Here is a 17967-nt window from a genome sequence, read left to right on the forward strand (position 1 = left end):
GTTTCTAAAGAATTTAATTAAAAAAGTTTTTTGAGTTAAATATGTGATCCAGCTCGCTATTTCACGGCGTGATATTAACGGATGTGAACAAAATACTATTCGGTTTTATTGCAAGAATATTCGTACATCAGGAATTGAAATAGATGATTGCGGATTAAAAAATAAGCAAAGTAAAAGCTGCGCTGATGGATTTATGTTAAGTGTTTGGCTGGTTTATGTGATCTTGATCACATATTCTTTAAATTCGCAGCATACCTCCGTTGTATGTGTAACTGACGGCGGGTAGAGTTGCGTCGAATTAGGAAAAATCTTAGACATTTGTAAGAATTGATGTGAGCTTGTAAGGGACGCTGCCTTCTTAAAAGGGAATGTTTAGACAACGCGTAAGTGTCGTCACGCTGCTATGTATTTGACCTTTTGCTTTTTTTTACCGGGCCTTCCCGGCGACATCACGGGGTGCGGTTTTACCGCATGAAAACAATGTTGGTTATTATGGATGCAAATAATGCATACATCCGAGTTGCTGAAACACATCTATGACATCAATTTGTCATATTTATTGCTTGCACAGCGTTTGATCGTTCAGGACAAAGCATCTGCGATGTTTCGCCTTGGTATCAGCGAGGAAATGGCGGACACGTTGGCAACATTAACACTTCCTCAAATGGTCAAACTGGCCGAAACAAACCAACTGGTATGTCATTTCCGTTTCGACGATCACCAGACTGTTACTCGCCTGACGCAAGACTCCCGCGTTGACGATCTTCAGCAAATTCATACTGGTATCATGCTTTCAACACGCCTGTTAAGCGACATCGATGATGCAGCACGTAAGAAAAGGGCTTGATGATGAGCGAAAAAAGCATTGTTCAGGAAGCGCGTGATATCCAGTTAGCAATGGAATTAATCACATTGGGCGCCCGTTTGCAAATGCTGGAAAGCGAAACGCAATTAAGCCGTGGTCGATTAATCAAGCTGTACAAAGAATTACGCGGTAGTCCTCCGCCAAAAGGGATGCTCCCGTTTTCCACCGACTGGTTTATGACGTGGGAACAAAATATTCATGCGTCGATGTTTTGCAATGCATGGCAATTCCTGCTCAAAACGGGTCTCTGTAGCGGCGTGGATGCCGTGATCAAGGCGTATCGGTTATATCTTGAGCAGTGTCCGCAGCCTGAAGAAGGGCCATTGTTGGCGTTAACCCGCGCGTGGACGCTGGTGCGATTTGTCGACAGCGGATTGCTGGAGTTGTCCCAATGCAATTGCTGCGGTGGGAATTTTATCACCCACGCACACCAACCCGCAGGCAGCTTTGCCTGTAGTTTATGCCAACCGCCATCACGGGCCGTAAAAAGACGTAAACTTTCCCAGAATGCTGCCGATATTATTCCACAACTGCTGGATGAACAGATCGAACAGGCTGTTTAACTGATACGGTGTGGATGAACACTCCAGCAGCGGTAAGCAATTACCGCTGCTTTTTTTTGTCCTGACCTTACGTTAATTGCCCGACTGCGCATCATGTCATAGTCAATTGCGAAAGGATGATGTCGTGCTTATCTTATTAGGTTACCTGGTTGTTATTGGTACAGTTTTCGGCGGTTACATGATGACCGGCGGACACCTTGGGGCACTCTATCAACCGGCTGAGCTGGTGATTATCGGTGGTGCGGGTATTGGGGCATTCATCGTCGGCAATAACGGGAAAGCCATCAAAGGGACGATGAAAGCGATCCCGTTGCTTTTCCGTCGTTCGAAATACACCAAAGCGATGTATATGGATCTGCTGGCGCTCTTGTATCGCCTGATGGCCAAGTCACGTCAACAGGGCATGTTCTCGCTTGAACGCGACATCGAAAACCCAAAAGAAAGTGAAATCTTCGCCAGCTATCCGCGCATTCTTGCGGATGCCGTGATGCTTGATTTTATTGTCGATTATCTGCGACTGATCATCAGCGGTAACATGAATACGTTTGAGATTGAAGCGCTGATGGACGAAGAAATTGAGACTCATGAGAGCGAAGCCGAAGTTCCGGCGAATAGCCTGGCGATGGTTGGCGACTCGCTACCGGCATTCGGGATCGTCGCGGCCGTTATGGGTGTTGTGCATGCGCTGGCTTCTGCCGACCGCCCGGCAGCTGAGCTGGGTGCGTTGATTGCGCATGCGATGGTGGGAACATTCCTCGGTATTTTGCTGGCCTATGGATTTATTTCTCCGCTTGCCAGCGTTCTGCGACAGAAAAGCGCTGAAACAACCAAAATGATGCAGTGCGTGAAGATAACGCTGCTCTCCAATCTGAATGGTTACGCGCCGCCGATTGCCGTTGAATTTGGTCGTAAGACACTGTACTCCAGCGAACGTCCTTCGTTTATCGAACTGGAAGAACATGTTCGTGCGGTGAGAAATCCAACTGCGCAACAGACGACCGAGGACGCATGAAAAATCAGGCCCATCCCATTATCGTTGTAAAGCGACGCAAACATAAGAATCACGGTGGTGGGGCGCACGGCTCGTGGAAAATCGCCTACGCCGATTTTATGACCGCAATGATGGCCTTCTTTCTGGTGATGTGGCTCATTTCTATTTCCAGCCCTAAAGAATTGATCCAGATTGCCGAATATTTCCGTACACCGTTGGCCACCGCAGTGACCGGGGGAAATCGTATTTCGAATAGCCAAAGCCCGATTCCAGGCGGCGGGGATGATTACACCCAGCAGCAGGGCGAGGTGAACAAGCAGCCGAATATTGATGACCTGAGAAAACGTATGGAACAGAGCCGCTTGAGCAAACTTCGCGGCGATCTCGATCAACTGATTGAATCCGATCCCAAACTGCGGGCGCTGCGTCCGCATTTAAAGATTGATTTAGTTCAGGAAGGGCTGCGGATACAGATTATCGACAGTCAGAATCGACCGATGTTTAAGACCGGTAGCGCTGAAGTTGAGCCCTACATGCGCGATATCCTGCGCGCGATTGCTCCAGTGCTCAACGGGATCCCTAACCGGATCAGCCTTTCCGGTCACACGGATGATTACCCTTACGCGAATGGTGAGAAAGGGTACAGCAACTGGGAATTGTCTGCCGATCGCGCAAATGCATCGCGTCGCGAGCTGGTTAGCGGCGGTCTGGATGATGGAAAAGTATTACGTGTGGTAGGTATGGCCGCCACGATGCGTCTGAGCGATCGCGGTCCTGAAGACGCTATCAACCGCCGTATTAGCCTGCTGGTTCTCAATAAGCAGGCAGAAGAGGCCATTTTGCATGAAAACGCTGAAAGCCAGAATGAGCCGGTAAGTGTCTTACAACGGCCAGCGGAACTCCCGCCGGTAAGCGTTCCCACATCGCCACCAGCCAATCCGAGGTGATAGCGTGAGCATGGATATTAGCGATTTTTATCAGACATTTTTTGATGAAGCTGACGAACTGTTGGCTGATATGGAGCAACACCTGCTTGATTTGGTTCCTGAAGCCCCGGATTCCGAACAGCTGAATGCCATTTTTCGTGCAGCGCACTCGATTAAAGGCGGGGCGGGCACCTTCGGCTTTACCATTTTGCAGGAAACGACCCATCTGATGGAAAACCTGCTGGATGAAGCGCGGCGTGGCGAGATGCAGCTCAATGCCGACATTATCAACCTGTTTTTGGAAACGAAAGATATTATGCAGGAACAGCTCGACGCCTATAAAAGCTCAGTGGAGCCTGATGCCGACAGTTTTGAGTACATCTGCCAGGCGTTACGGCAGTTAGCGCTCGAAGCGAAAGGTGAAACCGCACCGGCAGTTGTCAACTCAGCAAAACTTAGCGTTGTTGACAGCGCCGCGATGCAGGAAGAGGCGGTTGCAAAGCCTGAACCCGCCAGTGAAGAGAGCAAAAAACGCATTACTCTCTCGCGCCTGAAAGCCAGCGAAGTGGATTTACTGGAAGAGGAACTGGGGAATCTGGCGACCTTAACCGATGTGGTAAAAGGAAGCGACACGCTATCAGCAACGCTTGATGGCAACCTCGCAGAAGATGACATCATCGCGGTGCTTTGCTTTGTCATTGAAGCTGACCAAATTGAATTCGAAACCGTCAGCGCAGCGCCTGTGGCAGCTGAAGCTGAAGAGGTAGCAGTTGTCACTGAGCCGCAGCCGGTTGCTGTGGCACCTGCGGTGAAAGCTACCGCCAGTGAAGCACCACATAGCCGCGCGGAACGTGAAAAACCCGCCCGCGCCAGCGAGTCGACCAGTATCCGCGTAGCGGTAGAAAAGGTTGATCAGCTTATTAACCTGGTTGGCGAGTTGGTGATCACGCAGTCGATGCTGGCCCAGCGCTCTAACGAACTGGATCCTGTCAATCATGGCGATCTCATCACCAGTATGGGTCAGTTACAACGTAACGCCCGAGATTTGCAAGAGTCGGTGATGTCGATTCGTATGATGCCAATGGAGTACGTGTTCAGCCGTTTCCCTCGTCTGGTGCGCGATCTGGCCGGTAAGCTGGGTAAACAGGTCGAGCTGACGCAGGTAGGTAGTTCAACCGAACTCGATAAGAGCCTGATTGAACGCATCATCGATCCGTTGACGCACCTGGTGCGTAACAGCCTCGACCATGGTATCGAATTGCCGGAAAAACGCCTTGAATCCGGCAAAAGCCCTATCGGTAATCTGACGCTTTCCGCGGAGCATCAGGGCGGGAATATTTGTATTGAAGTGACCGATGATGGCGCTGGCCTGAACCGCGAACGTATCCTGGCTAAAGCTGTCTCTCAGGGCATGCCGATCCACGAAAACATGAGCGATGACGAAGTGGGTATGTTGATCTTCGCGCCAGGCTTTTCGACCGCCGAACAGGTAACGGATGTTTCCGGACGCGGCGTGGGTATGGATGTGGTGAAGCGAAATATCCAGGAGATGGGCGGCCATGTTGAGATCCAGTCTAAACAGGGACAGGGGACCACTATTCGCATTCTGCTGCCGCTGACGCTGGCGATCCTCGACGGGATGTCCGTGCGTGTGGCCGATGAGGTCTTCATTCTGCCACTGAATGCCGTTATGGAATCGCTGCAACCGCGCGAAGAAGATCTCCATCCGCTGGCCGGAGGAGAGCGCGTTCTGGAAGTGCGTGGCGAATATTTACCACTGGTTGAGTTGTGGAAAGTCTTTGAGGTTGAAGGCGCTAAAACTGAAGCGACTCAGGGCATAGTGGTCATTTTACAAAGTGCAGGGCGTCGCTATGCGCTGCTGGTGGATCAGTTAATTGGTCAACACCAGGTGGTGGTCAAAAACCTGGAAAGCAACTACCGCAAAGTGCCAGGTATTTCTGCTGCAACGATCCTCGGCGACGGCAGCGTCGCGCTGATTGTCGATGTCTCTGCATTGCAGGGGTTAAACCGCGAACAACGTGTGGCGATCACAGCCGCCTGATTGAGTGAGAAGGGAATAATATGACCGGTATGAGTAATGTAACTAAACTGGCCGGCGAACCGTCAGGTCAGGAATTCCTCGTGTTTACGCTGGGGGATGAAGAGTACGGTATCGATATCCTGAAAGTGCAGGAAATCCGTGGTTATGATCAGGTGACGCGCATCGCTAACACGCCTGCGTTTATCAAAGGCGTCACAAACCTGCGTGGTGTGATTGTGCCTATCGTCGACCTGCGCGTGAAATTTAGCCAGAGCGATGTGGATTACAACGAAAACACAGTGGTGATTGTGCTGAATCTGGGTCAGCGGGTGGTTGGAATTGTGGTAGATGGCGTCTCGGATGTGCTGTCGCTGACAACGGATCAAATCCGTCCGGCACCGGAGTTTGCGGTCACGCTGTCGACGGAATATTTGACGGGATTGGGTGCGCTGGGTGACCGGATGCTGATTCTGGTCAACATTGAGAAGCTGCTGAACAGCGAAGAAATGGCGCTGCTGGATATTGCCGCTTCCCACGTCGCATAATCGCCATAACTCATCCGGCCTACAATGATTGCTGTTGCAGGCCGGATTAGCGTAGCGCATCCGGCAGATTTCCCTCTTACGCTTCCCGCTCAACCAGCTCCGGTTCTTCTTCCAGTAAACCTTCATCCTGCGCCAGCATCGCCGTTGCAATCCCGTTACCTAATACGTTGATTGCTGAACGTCCCATATCCAGGAAGTGGTCAATTCCCATCAGCAACAGGATCCCGGCGACCGGAATGTTAAAGCTCGGGATGGTTGCAGCCAGCACTACCAGTGCTGAACGCGGCACACCGGCAATCCCTTTGGACGCCAGCATCAGCGTCAGCATCAGGACGGTGATTTCTGCGAAGGAGAGGTGAATATTATAGGCCTGCGCGATAAACATGGAGGCAAATGAACAATAGACCATGGAACCGACCAGGTTAAACGAATAACCGATAGGCAGCACGAATGACACGATGTTGGGTGAGCAGCCAAATTTAGTTAATTGCTCCAGCGTTTTCGGATAAGCAGCTTCGGAACTGCTGGTGGTGAAGGCGACCAGAACCGGGTCTTTCAGCATGCTCACCAGGCGGAATACCTCTTTTTTTAGCATCACATAACCCACAGCCAGCAGAACCAGGCAGGTCAGCAAAATAGCCACATAGTAGCCGCCGATGAACGAGGCATAGTTGAGCAGAATCCCCAAACCCTGGGTAGAGATAACAGAGGAGATGGCGGCAAAAATTGCCAGCGGCGCAACGTACATCACGTAGCCGGTCACTTTGAGCATAATATGGGAAACCACATCCAGCGCCGCAACCAGCGGGGCGTTGAATTTCTCACCAAGGGATGCGCCGCCAATACCGAAGAACATTGAGAACACCACAATTTGCAGGATCTCATTGTTAGCCATCGCTTCGGCGATGCTGGTTGGAATGGTATGCGTCAGAAAACCTTTCAGGCTCATGCCGCCTACGGCCAGGCCGGTGTCGGTGGCTTCCAGCGGGATCGCCAGGTTCAACCCGCTGCCGGGTTGCTCAAGGGAAACCACAAACAGACCGACCAGGATAGACAGTATAGAAGAGCTGATAAACCAGATCATCGCTTTGCCGCCCACACGACCGATGGTGGACGTTTCTCCCAGGCGCATAATACCAACGGTCAGGGTGCTGAATACTAAAGGCGCGATCACCATTTTAATCAGGCGTAAAAAGATGTCGGTAAGAAGCGTAATGTTATCGGCCCAGGCGGTCACGACGCCGGGGGAGGCATAAGAGTGGATCACCGCACCCGACAGGATCCCCGCCAGCATGAAGATCACGATAAACAACGTGAGTTTGTTTGCATTTGCCACTAAAAAGCCCTCAGTAAGGATTTAACATTTATTGATCGGTTACTCATTTTTTATACTTATTAAGTGGTAACGAGGTATTCATCATATAAATTGGATTAAAGCGTAAGCGGATACAACTTTTTTTAATTTTTTATCCATTTTGTTGTGGTATTTGCGATGCGTATGTGTGATCTCAATCACATAAAAATGCGTATTTCGGCCATTCTGACCGTGCTCACCGATAAAAATAAATGTTATTTACATGATAATTATGGTGTTTTTATGTGAATGATTTGTGGTTGCTGCGCACCCGTTTTATCTTCCCCTCGCCAGGCTTCACATCCCTTCAGGATTTCCTTTTCGCAAACGTAAAGTTATCTCAGCGAGTGCCGATAACGTTGATAACTCGTTTTCAGGAAGGTGCCTTATGTTTAACCGTATCCGCGTTGTCACAATGCTGATGATGGTGCTGGGGGTTTTCGCACTGCTACAGCTTGTTTCCGGTGGTCTGTTGTTTTCTTCATTGCAGCAGAATCAGCAAAGTTTTGTTATTTCTAACGATCTTCGACAGCAGCAAAGTGAACTCACCTCAACATGGGATCTGATGCTGCAGACACGAATCAATTTAAGCCGTTCTTCTGCGCGCATGATGATGGATGCGTCTAACCAGCAAAGCAGCGCCAAAAACGATCTGCTGAAGAATGCGAAAGCATCGCTGGCGCAGGCTGAAACGCATTACGCAAAATTTAAAAACATCACACCGTTGCCGGAAATGGCAGAAGCCAGCGGCAACGTTGAGGAAAAATATCAGCAGTACCATGCGGCCCTGGCAGAACTGGTTCAGTTTCTGGAAAGCGGCAATATGGACGCCTACTTCGCGCAGCCTACGCAGGGAATGCAAAACGCGCTCGGCGAGGCGCTGGGCAAGTACGCCAGCGTTAGCGAAAAGCTTTACGTCCAGGCATTTGATCAAAGCGCACGGGATTACCATTTCGCCCAATGGCAGCTTGGCGTGCTGGCCGTGGTGCTGGTGCTGATTCTGGTGGTGGTCTGGTATGGCATCCGTCATACCCTGCTTAATCCTCTGTCCCGTGTCATTGCCCATATCCGGGAAATCGCCAGCGGTAACCTGACCGCAACTCTCGCCGTTAGTGGCCGTAACGAAATCGGCGAGCTGGCCAGTACGGTTGATCATATGCAGCGCTCGCTGACGGAAACCGTCACTCTGGTGCGTGAAGGCTCTGATGCGATTTATTCCGGTACCAGCGAAATTGCCAGCGGAAACACTGACCTTTCATCTCGTACGGAACAGCAGGCGTCTGCACTGGAAGAGACCGCTGCCAGCATGGAACAGCTGACCGCAACCGTGAAGCAAAACGCGGACAACGCGCGTCAGGCCTCGCAACTGGCGAAAAGCGCGTCCGATACCGCGCAGCATGGCGGCAAAGTGGTTGATAGCGTGGTGAACACCATGCACGAAATCGCCGATAGCTCGAAGAAAATCGCAGACATCATCAGCGTCATCGATGGCATTGCCTTTCAGACCAACATTCTCGCACTGAACGCGGCAGTTGAAGCAGCACGCGCCGGTGAGCAAGGCCGCGGCTTTGCCGTGGTGGCGGGTGAAGTGCGTAATCTGGCAAGCCGCAGTGCGCAGGCGGCGAAAGAGATCAAAGCATTAATTGAAGATTCCGTTTCCCGGGTTGATACCGGTTCCGTACTGGTAGAAAGCGCCGGCGAAACAATGAACGACATCGTCAATGCCGTGACGCGGGTGACCGACATTATGGGCGAGATTGCCTCGGCATCTGATGAGCAAAGCCGGGGGATTGATCAGGTTGCGCTCGCGGTCTCTGAAATGGATCGCGTTACGCAGCAGAACGCCTCTTTGGTACAGGAGTCAGCTGCCGCAGCGGCCGCTCTTGAAGAACAGGCCAGTCGCTTAACGCAGTCGGTATCGACTTTCCGTCTTGCGTCACGTCCGGCCTCGACAAAACCACGCGATACACGATTACCAGCAGCCCCGAGCGCATCCTATCCGCGCCAGAGCATTGAACAAGATACGAATTGGGAAACATTTTGACTGATAGTTAAACCGCGGCCAGTGCCGCCCAATGGGAGCGTTGATGTTTAATCGTATTCGAATTTCGACCACGCTGTTTTTGATTTTAATCCTCTGCGGTGTTTTGCAGATTGGCAGTAATGGCTTGTCCTTCTGGGCATTTCGGGACGGTTTTCAGAACCTGAATCAGGTCGAACGGAGTAATCAGCAACGCGCTGCGCTGGCCCAAACCCGCGCTGTGTTATTACAGGCCAGTACGGCCCTTAATAAGGCAGGGACGCTGACCGCCCTGAGCTATCCGCCAGAGGACATCAAAACGCTGATGACCCTCGCGCGCGATAGCCTGGCGCAGTCTGAATTGATGTTTAAACGCTTTATGGCGACGTCGGATTCGACGGAGCAAGGCAAGGCGCTGTTTGGCGCAACGGAGAATAGTTTCAGCCAGTGGCACAGCGCTCTCGCGCATCAGGCCACCTGGCTTGAAAATAATCAGTTGTCAGATTTTCTGACCGCGCCGGTGCAGGCGGCTCAAGATGCTTTTGATGCGAATGTGAATGCGTGGCAGAGCAACATCGACAGCGTGTTGCAAACGGCGGGAGAGCAGAGTCAGCGTAATTACCATATGTCGGGGGTGATTTTCGCCACCATGGTGGTACTGGCGGCACTGCTCACCAGCGGTGCGCTGTTCTGGTCGCGCAAGATGATCGTTCAGCCGCTGGCGATTATTGGCAGCCATTTCGACAGTATTGCCGCGGGGAACCTGGCACGACCGGTAGCGGTTTATGGGCGCAATGAGATCTCGGCCATTTTTGCCAGCCTGCAGAAGATGCAAAAGGCGTTACGCGAAACGGTAAGTGACGTTCGTCAGGGCAGCTCAGCCATGCATAGCGGTATTTCAGAAATTGCGATGGGCAATAACGATTTATCTTCGCGAACCGAACAGCAGGCGGCCGCGTTGGCGCAAACGGCGGCCAGCATGGAGCAACTGACCGCCACCGTCGGCCAGAACGCTGATAATGCGCGCCAGGCGTCAGGAATCGCCAAAAGTGCGGCAGACACAGCGCATAAAGGTGGCGAGCAGACGTCCCGGGTCGCCAGCACCATGCATGAGATTTCTGCCAGCTCGCAGAAAATCGGCGACATCATCGGCGTGATTGACAGCATTGCCTTCCAGACCAATATCCTGGCGTTGAATGCCGCGGTAGAAGCTGCCAGGGCGGGGGAGCAAGGGCGTGGTTTTGCCGTCGTCGCTGGTGAGGTGCGCAATCTGGCAAGCCGTAGCGCACAGGCGGCGAAAGAAATTAAGGGACTGATTGAGGAATCTGTCACCCGGGTGCATCAGGGCTCGCAGCTGGTGGATATGGCGTCGCGCACTATGACGGAAATTGTCAGTTCGGTGACCCGGGTTAACGACATCATGGGCGAGATTGCCTCGGCATCCGATGAACAGCGCAGAGGCATTGAGCAGGTGGCGCAGGCCGTCAGCCAGATGGACTCCGTGACGCAGCAAAACGCCGGTCTGGTAGAAGAAGCCGCATCCGCCGCCGGACAACTTGCGACGCAGGCCGATCATCTTTCTGCTTGTGTCGCATTTTTTAAACTTGAAGAGCAAACCGTAGCAAAACAAGAGTTGGCGCAGCCTCAGGTTGCGCCCGTTGTATCCTGAATGTGATTGAGAAGGCGCTATGACATCATCTCTGCCCTCCGGGCAAACGTCATTATTGTTACAGATGACACAGCGCCTCGCGCTGTCTGACGCGCATTTTCGTCGGATATGTCAATTAATCTACCAGCGTGCGGGGATCGTACTGGCCGACCATAAGCGGGACATGGTTTATAACCGCCTGGTTCGTCGACTGCGTACCCTGGGGCTGGATGACTTTGGTCGCTATCTCAGCATGCTGGAAGCTAACCAGAACAGTGCTGAGTGGCAGGCTTTTATTAACTCCCTGACTACCAACCTGACCGCGTTTTTTCGCGAAGGGCATCATTTTCCGGTGCTGTCAGATCACGCTCGTCGGCGCAGCGGTGAATACCGCGTCTGGAGCGCGGCGGCGTCAACCGGAGAAGAACCCTACAGCATTGCGATTACGCTTGCCGATACCTTAGGTATGGCACCGGGCCGCTGGCGCGTTTTTGCCAGCGACATTGATACCGAAGTGCTGGAAAAGGCCAGAAACGGCATTTACCGCCTTGATGAGCTAAAGACGCTGTCACCCCAGCAGTTGCAGCGTTATTTCATGCGCGGCACCGGGCCGCATGAAGGACTGGTACGCGTAAGGCAGGAACTGGCAGGTCATGTTGAATTTTCCAGCGTGAACTTACTGGATAAGCAGTACAACGTGCCCGGACCGTTCGACGCCATATTTTGTCGTAACGTGATGATCTATTTCGATAAAACGACACAACAGGACATTTTGCACCGTTTTGTTCCACTTCTTAAACCTGACGGGCTGCTGTTTGCAGGTCATTCAGAAAACTTTAGCAACCTTGTGCGCGAGTTTAGCCTGCGTGGACAGACCGTGTATGCGCATGCGCCAGGTAAGGATAAAGCATGAGTAAAATCAGGGTGTTGTCGGTAGATGATTCTGCATTGATGCGTCAAATCATGACCGAAATTATTAACAGTCACAGTGATATGGAAATGGTGGCGACGGCGCCGGATCCGTTGGTCGCCCGGGATTTAATCAAAAAATACAATCCCGACGTCCTGACGCTGGACGTGGAAATGCCGCGCATGGACGGCCTCGACTTCCTGGAGAAGTTGATGCGCCTGCGTCCAATGCCTGTGGTGATGGTTTCTTCACTGACCGGCAAAGGTTCAGAGGTCACGCTGCGGGCCTTGGAACTGGGGGCGATTGATTTTGTCACCAAACCGCAACTGGGGATCCGCGAAGGGATGCTGGCGTATAGCGAGATGATTGCTGAAAAGATCCGCACCGCATCGCGCGCAAAACTGGCAGCCCATAAGCCCATGGCGGCACCGACGACCTTGAAAGCAGGGCCGTTACTCAGTTCGGAAAAGCTGCTGGTGATTGGGGCGTCAACCGGAGGAACAGAGGCAATTCGCCATGTACTCCAGCCATTGCCGCTTTCAAGTCCCGGTATTCTTATTACCCAGCATATGCCGCCAGGGTTTACCCGTTCGTTCGCCGAACGTCTGAACAAACTGTGCCAGATAACCGTGAAAGAGGCAGAAGACGGAGAGCGCGTACTCCCGGGGCATGCGTATATCGCGCCGGGCGACAAGCATATGGAACTGGCGCGCAGTGGCGCGAACTATCAAATCAAAATTCATGACGGTCCGCCGGTTAATCGGCATCGGCCCTCAGTGGATGTGCTGTTCCATTCGGTGGCGAAACATGCGGGGCGCAATGCTGTCGGGGTGATCCTGACCGGTATGGGCAACGATGGCGCAGCCGGAATGTTAGCGATGAATCAGGCGGGAGCCTGGACCATTGCGCAAAACGAAGCAAGTTGTGTGGTGTTCGGCATGCCGCGCGAGGCCATCAATATGGGTGGCGTAAGCGAAGTGGTCGATCTTAGCCAGGTGAGCCAGCAAATGCTGGTGAAAATTAGTGCCGGACAGGCAATACGTATTTGAATCAGGAGTTTATTTTTATGGCGGATAAAGAGCTTAAGTTTTTGGTTGTGGATGACTTTTCCACCATGCGTCGCATCGTGCGTAACCTGCTTAAAGAGCTGGGATTCAACAATGTTGAAGAGGCGGAAGACGGCGTGGATGCGCTGAACAAGCTGCAGGCTGGGGGATTCGGTTTTGTTATTTCTGACTGGAACATGCCGAACATGGATGGACTGGAACTGCTGAAAACCATCCGTGCCGATGGCGGGATGGCTTCTCTGCCGGTGCTGATGGTCACGGCAGAAGCGAAAAAAGAGAACATCATTGCGGCAGCACAGGCAGGTGCCAGTGGCTATGTCGTGAAACCGTTCACGGCGGCGACGCTGGAAGAAAAACTGAATAAAATCTTTGAGAAACTGGGCATGTGAGGGTGTGATGATGATGCAACCACAAATTAAACCTGCTGACGAACACTCTGCAGGGGACATCATCGCGCGCATCGGCAGTTTGACCCGAATGCTGCGCGACAGCCTGCGTGAACTGGGGCTGGATCAGGCCATTGCCGAAGCGGCAGAAGCGATTCCTGATGCCCGCGATCGTCTCGATTATGTTGTACAGATGACCGCGCAGGCGGCGGAGCGTGCGCTAAACAGCGTAGAAGCTTCGCAGCCGCATCAGGACGCGATGGAAAAAGGGGCCAAAGACCTGACTAAACGCTGGGATGAATGGTTCGAAAATCCGATCGAACTCTCCGACGCCCGTGAACTGGTCACCGATACCCGTCAGTTCCTTGGTGATGTACCTGGACATACCAGCTTTACCAATGCCCAGCTGCTGGACATCATGATGGCGCAGGATTTCCAGGATCTCACCGGACAGGTCATCAAGCGCATGATGGATGTTATCCAGGAAATTGAACGTCAGCTGCTGATGGTTCTGTTGGAAAACATTCCGGAACAGGGCGCTCGTCCAAAACGTGAAAACGAAAGCTTGCTTAACGGCCCGCAGGTTGACGCCTCGAAAGCCGGTGTAGTGGCAAGTCAGGATCAGGTTGACGACCTGCTGGATAGCCTCGGGTTCTGATGCGTATTTGCCGGATGTGAGGCGTGGGCCTCTCATCCGGCTTACGCGCAATTCTGCTTAAAGCCATAAATCCCGTCTTTTTTACCGCTTACTCTTCCCATTGCTGGATAGCTGTTCTGGCATCATTCTCGCCTATATCTCTATCCAGGGTCTGATGCGTGGCAGAAGAAAGCGACGACGACAAAACAGAAGCCCCCACACCCCACCGACTTGAAAAAGCGCGGGAAGAAGGGCAGATCCCCCGATCCAAAGAGCTAACCTCACTGCTTATTTTGCTGGTGGGTGTGTGCATTATCTGGATTGGTGGGGAGTCGCTTGCCCGTAGGCTGGCTGGCATGCTGTCGGCCGGATTACGTTTTGACCACAGTATGGTCAACGACCCGAATCTGATCCTCAGCCAAATCATCCTGCTGATTAAAGACGCGATGATTGCGCTGTTGCCGTTGATTACCGGCGTCGTTCTGGTGGCTTTAATTTCCCCGGTGATGCTTGGCGGCTTGATTTTCAGCGGTAAATCCCTGCAACCCAAATTCTCTAAGCTGAATCCGCTGCCGGGCATTAAGCGCATGTTTTCCGCGCAAACCGGCGCAGAACTGCTCAAAGCAATACTGAAGTCCACGTTGGTGGGAAGCGTGGCCGGATTTTATCTCTGGCATAACTGGCCGGCGATGATGCGTCTGATGGCGGAGTCACCGATTACGGCGATGGGCAATGCCCTGGATTTAGTCGGTATGTGTGCACTACTGGTGGTGCTTGGCGTTATTCCGATGGTGGGGTTCGACGTCTTTTTCCAGATCTATAGCCATGTGAAAAAACTGCGTATGTCGCGTCAGGATATCCGCGATGAATTTAAGCAAAGCGAAGGTGACCCGCACGTTAAGGGCAAAATTCGTCAAATGCAGCGCGCGGCCGCTCAGCGTCGCATGATGGCGGATGTGCCGAAAGCAGACGTTATTGTCACTAACCCTACGCACTACTCAGTGGCGTTGAAGTATGACGAGAACAAAATGAGTGCGCCGAAAGTTGTTGCGAAAGGGGCCGGGCTGGTTGCGCTGCGCATTCGTGAAATTGGCGCAGAGCACCGTGTCCCGACATTAGAAGCGCCGCCACTGGCGCGTGCGCTCTATCGCCATGCTGAGATTGGTCAGCAAATACCGGGGCAATTATACGCCGCCGTTGCCGAAGTACTGGCATGGGTATGGCAGCTAAAACGCTGGCGTCTGGCTGGCGGCAAACGTCCACCACAACCTGAAAACCTTCCGGTGCCAGAAGCACTGGATTTCATGAACGAGAAGAATACTGATGGCTAATCTGGTCGCGATGCTGCGTCTGCCCAGCAACCTGAAATCCACGCAATGGCAAATCCTTGCCGGACCGATCCTCATCCTGCTGATTTTGTCGATGATGGTGCTGCCGCTGCCGGCTTTCGTCCTCGATTTGCTGTTCACATTTAACATTGCGCTGTCGATCATGGTGCTGCTGGTGGCGATGTTCACCCAGCGTACACTGGAGTTTGCCGCATTCCCGACGATTTTGCTGTTTACCACATTATTACGTCTGGCCCTGAACGTCGCGTCTACCCGTATCATTTTAATGGAAGGACACACTGGCGCGGCGGCGGCGGGGAAGGTGGTTGAAGCCTTCGGCCACTTCCTGGTGGGCGGTAACTTCGCGATCGGCATCGTGGTCTTCGTGATTCTCGTCATCATTAACTTTATGGTAATCACCAAAGGTGCAGGGCGTATCGCCGAGGTTGGCGCGCGCTTCGTTCTGGATGGTATGCCCGGCAAGCAGATGGCGATTGATGCAGATTTAAATGCCGGTCTGATTGGCGAAGATGAAGCTAAAAAACGACGCTCGGAAGTGACCCAGGAAGCGGATTTTTACGGCTCAATGGACGGTGCGAGTAAATTCGTCCGTGGAGATGCCATCGCTGGTATTTTGATCATGGTAATCAACGTGGTCGGCGGTCTGTTAGTTGGGGTGTTGCAGCATGGTATGAGCATGGGCAGCGCTGCGGAAAGTTATACCCTGCTGACCATCGGTGACGGGCTGGTGGCACAAATTCCTGCGCTGGTTATCTCTACCGCGGCGGGTGTTATCGTGACCCGCGTGAGTACCGACCAGGACGTAGGCGAACAGATGGTGACCCAACTGTTCAGCAACCCCAGCGTCATGTTGCTCAGTGCGGCGGTACTTGGACTTTTGGGGCTGGTTCCGGGCATGCCGAACCTGGTGTTTCTGATGTTTACTGCCGCATTGTTGGCTCTGGCATGGTGGATGCGCGGTCGTGAGCAAAAAGCGCCAGATGAACCGCAGCCGGTGAAAATGCCGGAAAACAACTCCGTGGTGGAAGCCACGTGGAACGACGTGCAGTTGGAAGATTCGCTGGGCATGGAGGTAGGTTACCGCCTGATCCCAATGGTGGATTTTCAGCAGGATGGCGAGTTGCTGGGGCGAATTCGCAGTATTCGTAAGAAATTTGCCCAGGATATGGGCTTCCTGCCGCCGGTGGTACACATTCGAGACAATATGGATCTGCAGCCAGCCCGCTATCGAATTTTGATGAAAGGGGTAGAAATTGGCAGCGGTGACGCCTATCCGGGACGCTGGCTTGCCATTAACCCGGGTACTGCCGCCGGGTCGCTGCCGGGTGAGAAAACGGTCGATCCGGCGTTCGGACTGGACGCTATCTGGATTGAAAGCGCATTGAAGGAACAGGCGCAGATTCAGGGCTTTACGGTGGTTGAAGCCAGTACTGTTGTCGCTACGCATCTAAACCACCTGATTGGGCAGTTCGCCGCTGAGCTGTTTGGCCGTCAGGAAGCGCAGCAGTTACTGGATCGAGTGTCGCAGGAGATGCCAAAGCTGACGGAAGATCTGGTGCCGGGCGTTGTGACGCTCACCACGCTGCATAAAGTGCTGCAGAACTTGCTGGACGAGAAAGTACCGATTCGCGATATGCGCACCATTCTTGAAACGCTGGCGGAACATGCGCCGCTGCAAAACGATCCGCATGAGCTTACCGCGGTCGTCCGTGTTGCGTTAGGACGCGCCATCACTCAGCAGTGGTTCCCGGGTAATGAAGAGGTTCAGGTTATCGGTCTTGATACTCCGCTCGAGCGTTTGCTGCTGCAAGCGCTGCAGGGGGGCGGAGGCCTGGAGCCTGGGCTTGCAGACCGACTGCTGGCCCAGACTCAGGAAGCGCTGTCCCGGCAGGAAATGTTGGGCGCGCCGCCGGTCTTGCTGGTTAATCACGCGTTACGTCCGTTACTGGCGCGGTTTTTACGCCGCAGCATCCCGCAGTTGGTGGTGTTATCGAATATGGAGCTTTCCGATAACCGCCATATCCGCATGACGGCGACCATTGGAGGTAAATAATGCGTAAGTTACTGTGGTTGTTGTTTTTTCCTCTGGTGGCGCAGGCCACCGGAGAAGGGGCCTGGCAGGCAAGTGGCATGGGGATCACCTTAAATCACCGTGGCCAGTCAGCCTCGTCTGATCCTTTGGTTCCCAGCCAGCCGGTCTCAGGCTTGATGACGCTGGTGGCCTGGCGCTATGAGCTGAATGGCCCCACGCCCGCAGGTTTGCGGGTGCGTTTATGTTCTCAGTCCCGTTGTGTCGAGCTGGACGGGCAAAGTGGGACCACCAACGGGTTCAATAACGTTCCGGCCATTGAACCGATGCATTTTGTCTGGGAGGTCCCCGGCGGTGGTCGCCTGATCCCCGCGTTACGCATTCAGAGCAATCAGGTGATTGTGAACTACCGTTAACCCCCTCCGTCATTCAGACCAGCAGTTGAAACTGCTGGTTGTTTCAACATTGCAGCTTCTCATTCAATTAAATAGAAACGTCGTTTTATAAAATAAGTGACGTACGTTGCCGGACTCTTTGTATTGTTGCCATTTCACGAATCCTTCTGGCAGAAATAGAAAGGTTTCACTTCCTGTTAGCTTTTACTGTGACCCTATAAGGATGCCCATTGTCAAAGCG

16 protein-coding genes are annotated in these 17967 nt (G+C 52.8%); 15 read left to right on the forward strand and 1 reads right to left on the reverse strand.

Features of this window, described 5'->3' with window-relative positions; genetic code table 11:
* Positions 1–505: 505 nt before the first annotated feature.
* The 6 genes from flhD (at position 506) to cheW (ending at position 5931) form a co-directional block, all read left to right on the forward strand.
* Positions 506–847: a flagellar transcriptional regulator FlhD gene (gene flhD, locus JQN59_RS09860; protein WP_003034622.1), complete on the forward strand. Its 342-nt coding sequence runs from the start codon at positions 506–508 to the stop codon at positions 845–847.
* Positions 844–1428, forward strand: coding sequence for a flagellar transcriptional regulator FlhC (flhC, locus tag JQN59_RS09865; protein ID WP_008785071.1), 585 nt, complete (start codon positions 844–846; stop codon positions 1426–1428). Before flhD ends, flhC begins: the two co-directional genes overlap by 4 nt.
* A gap of 124 nt (positions 1429–1552) precedes the next feature.
* Complete coding sequence (gene motA / locus JQN59_RS09870) at positions 1553–2440, forward strand: flagellar motor stator protein MotA (protein WP_003034628.1); 888 nt, start codon at positions 1553–1555, stop codon at positions 2438–2440.
* The gene (gene motB / locus JQN59_RS09875; protein WP_003034631.1) at positions 2437–3366 is read left to right on the forward strand and encodes a flagellar motor protein MotB; all 930 of its coding nucleotides are present in this window, start codon (positions 2437–2439) and stop codon (positions 3364–3366) included. The genes motA and motB overlap by 4 nt, the downstream gene beginning before the upstream one ends.
* Positions 3367–3370: 4 nt before the next feature.
* The gene (gene cheA, locus JQN59_RS09880; RefSeq protein ID WP_048224225.1) at positions 3371–5407 is read left to right on the forward strand and encodes a chemotaxis protein CheA; all 2037 of its coding nucleotides are present in this window, start codon (positions 3371–3373) and stop codon (positions 5405–5407) included.
* Positions 5408–5427: 20 nt separating this feature from the next.
* Positions 5428–5931: a chemotaxis protein CheW gene (gene cheW, locus JQN59_RS09885; protein WP_003034638.1), complete on the forward strand. Its 504-nt coding sequence runs from the start codon at positions 5428–5430 to the stop codon at positions 5929–5931.
* A 76-nt stretch (positions 5932–6007) separates the two neighbouring features.
* Here the strand turns inward: cheW and JQN59_RS09890 are convergent, their stop codons facing one another.
* Positions 6008–7267: a dicarboxylate/amino acid:cation symporter gene (locus tag JQN59_RS09890; protein ID WP_003833882.1), complete on the reverse strand. Its 1260-nt coding sequence runs from the start codon at positions 7265–7267 to the stop codon at positions 6008–6010.
* Positions 7268–7673: 406 nt separating this feature from the next.
* On the opposite strand from JQN59_RS09890, the gene tar reads away from it, so the two are divergent.
* The 9 genes from tar to flhE all read left to right on the forward strand — a co-directional run bounded on the left by tar (position 7674) and on the right by flhE (position 17747).
* Complete coding sequence (tar, locus tag JQN59_RS09895; protein WP_003833879.1) at positions 7674–9329, forward strand: methyl-accepting chemotaxis protein II; 1656 nt, start codon at positions 7674–7676, stop codon at positions 9327–9329.
* A 43-nt stretch (positions 9330–9372) separates the two neighbouring features.
* Positions 9373–10974 carry a methyl-accepting chemotaxis protein IV gene (gene tap, locus JQN59_RS09900; protein WP_071446161.1) on the forward strand — a complete coding sequence of 534 codons (1602 nt, stop codon included), beginning with the start codon at positions 9373–9375 and terminating at the stop codon, positions 10972–10974.
* Positions 10975–10993: 19 nt separating this feature from the next.
* On the forward strand, positions 10994–11866 hold the full coding sequence (cheR, locus tag JQN59_RS09905) for a protein-glutamate O-methyltransferase CheR (protein WP_032943796.1): 873 nt from the start codon (positions 10994–10996) through the stop codon (positions 11864–11866).
* Positions 11863–12912: a protein-glutamate methylesterase/protein-glutamine glutaminase gene (locus JQN59_RS09910; protein ID WP_003833872.1), complete on the forward strand. Its 1050-nt coding sequence runs from the start codon at positions 11863–11865 to the stop codon at positions 12910–12912. The genes cheR and JQN59_RS09910 overlap by 4 nt, the downstream gene beginning before the upstream one ends.
* A gap of 17 nt (positions 12913–12929) precedes the next feature.
* Positions 12930–13319, forward strand: a complete 390-nt coding sequence (gene cheY, locus JQN59_RS09915; protein ID WP_003034656.1) for a chemotaxis response regulator CheY — start codon at positions 12930–12932, stop codon at positions 13317–13319.
* Positions 13320–13329: 10 nt separating this feature from the next.
* Positions 13330–13974, forward strand: coding sequence for a protein phosphatase CheZ (gene cheZ / locus JQN59_RS09920; protein WP_003034659.1), 645 nt, complete (start codon positions 13330–13332; stop codon positions 13972–13974).
* A gap of 158 nt (positions 13975–14132) precedes the next feature.
* Positions 14133–15284: a flagellar biosynthesis protein FlhB gene (gene flhB / locus JQN59_RS09925; protein WP_003833866.1), complete on the forward strand. Its 1152-nt coding sequence runs from the start codon at positions 14133–14135 to the stop codon at positions 15282–15284.
* Entirely contained in the window at positions 15277–17355 is a 2079-nt protein-coding gene (flhA, locus tag JQN59_RS09930) for a flagellar biosynthesis protein FlhA (RefSeq protein ID WP_003833865.1), read from the forward strand. Before flhB ends, flhA begins: the two co-directional genes overlap by 8 nt.
* Complete coding sequence (gene flhE, locus JQN59_RS09935; RefSeq protein WP_149607411.1) at positions 17355–17747, forward strand: flagellar protein FlhE; 393 nt, start codon at positions 17355–17357, stop codon at positions 17745–17747. Before flhA ends, flhE begins: the two co-directional genes overlap by 1 nt.
* Positions 17748–17967: the final 220 nt, after the last annotated feature.

The sequence above is a fragment of the Citrobacter sp. B72 genome (genome assembly GCF_016894305.1).
Lineage (GTDB): Bacteria > Pseudomonadota > Gammaproteobacteria > Enterobacterales > Enterobacteriaceae > Citrobacter > Citrobacter portucalensis.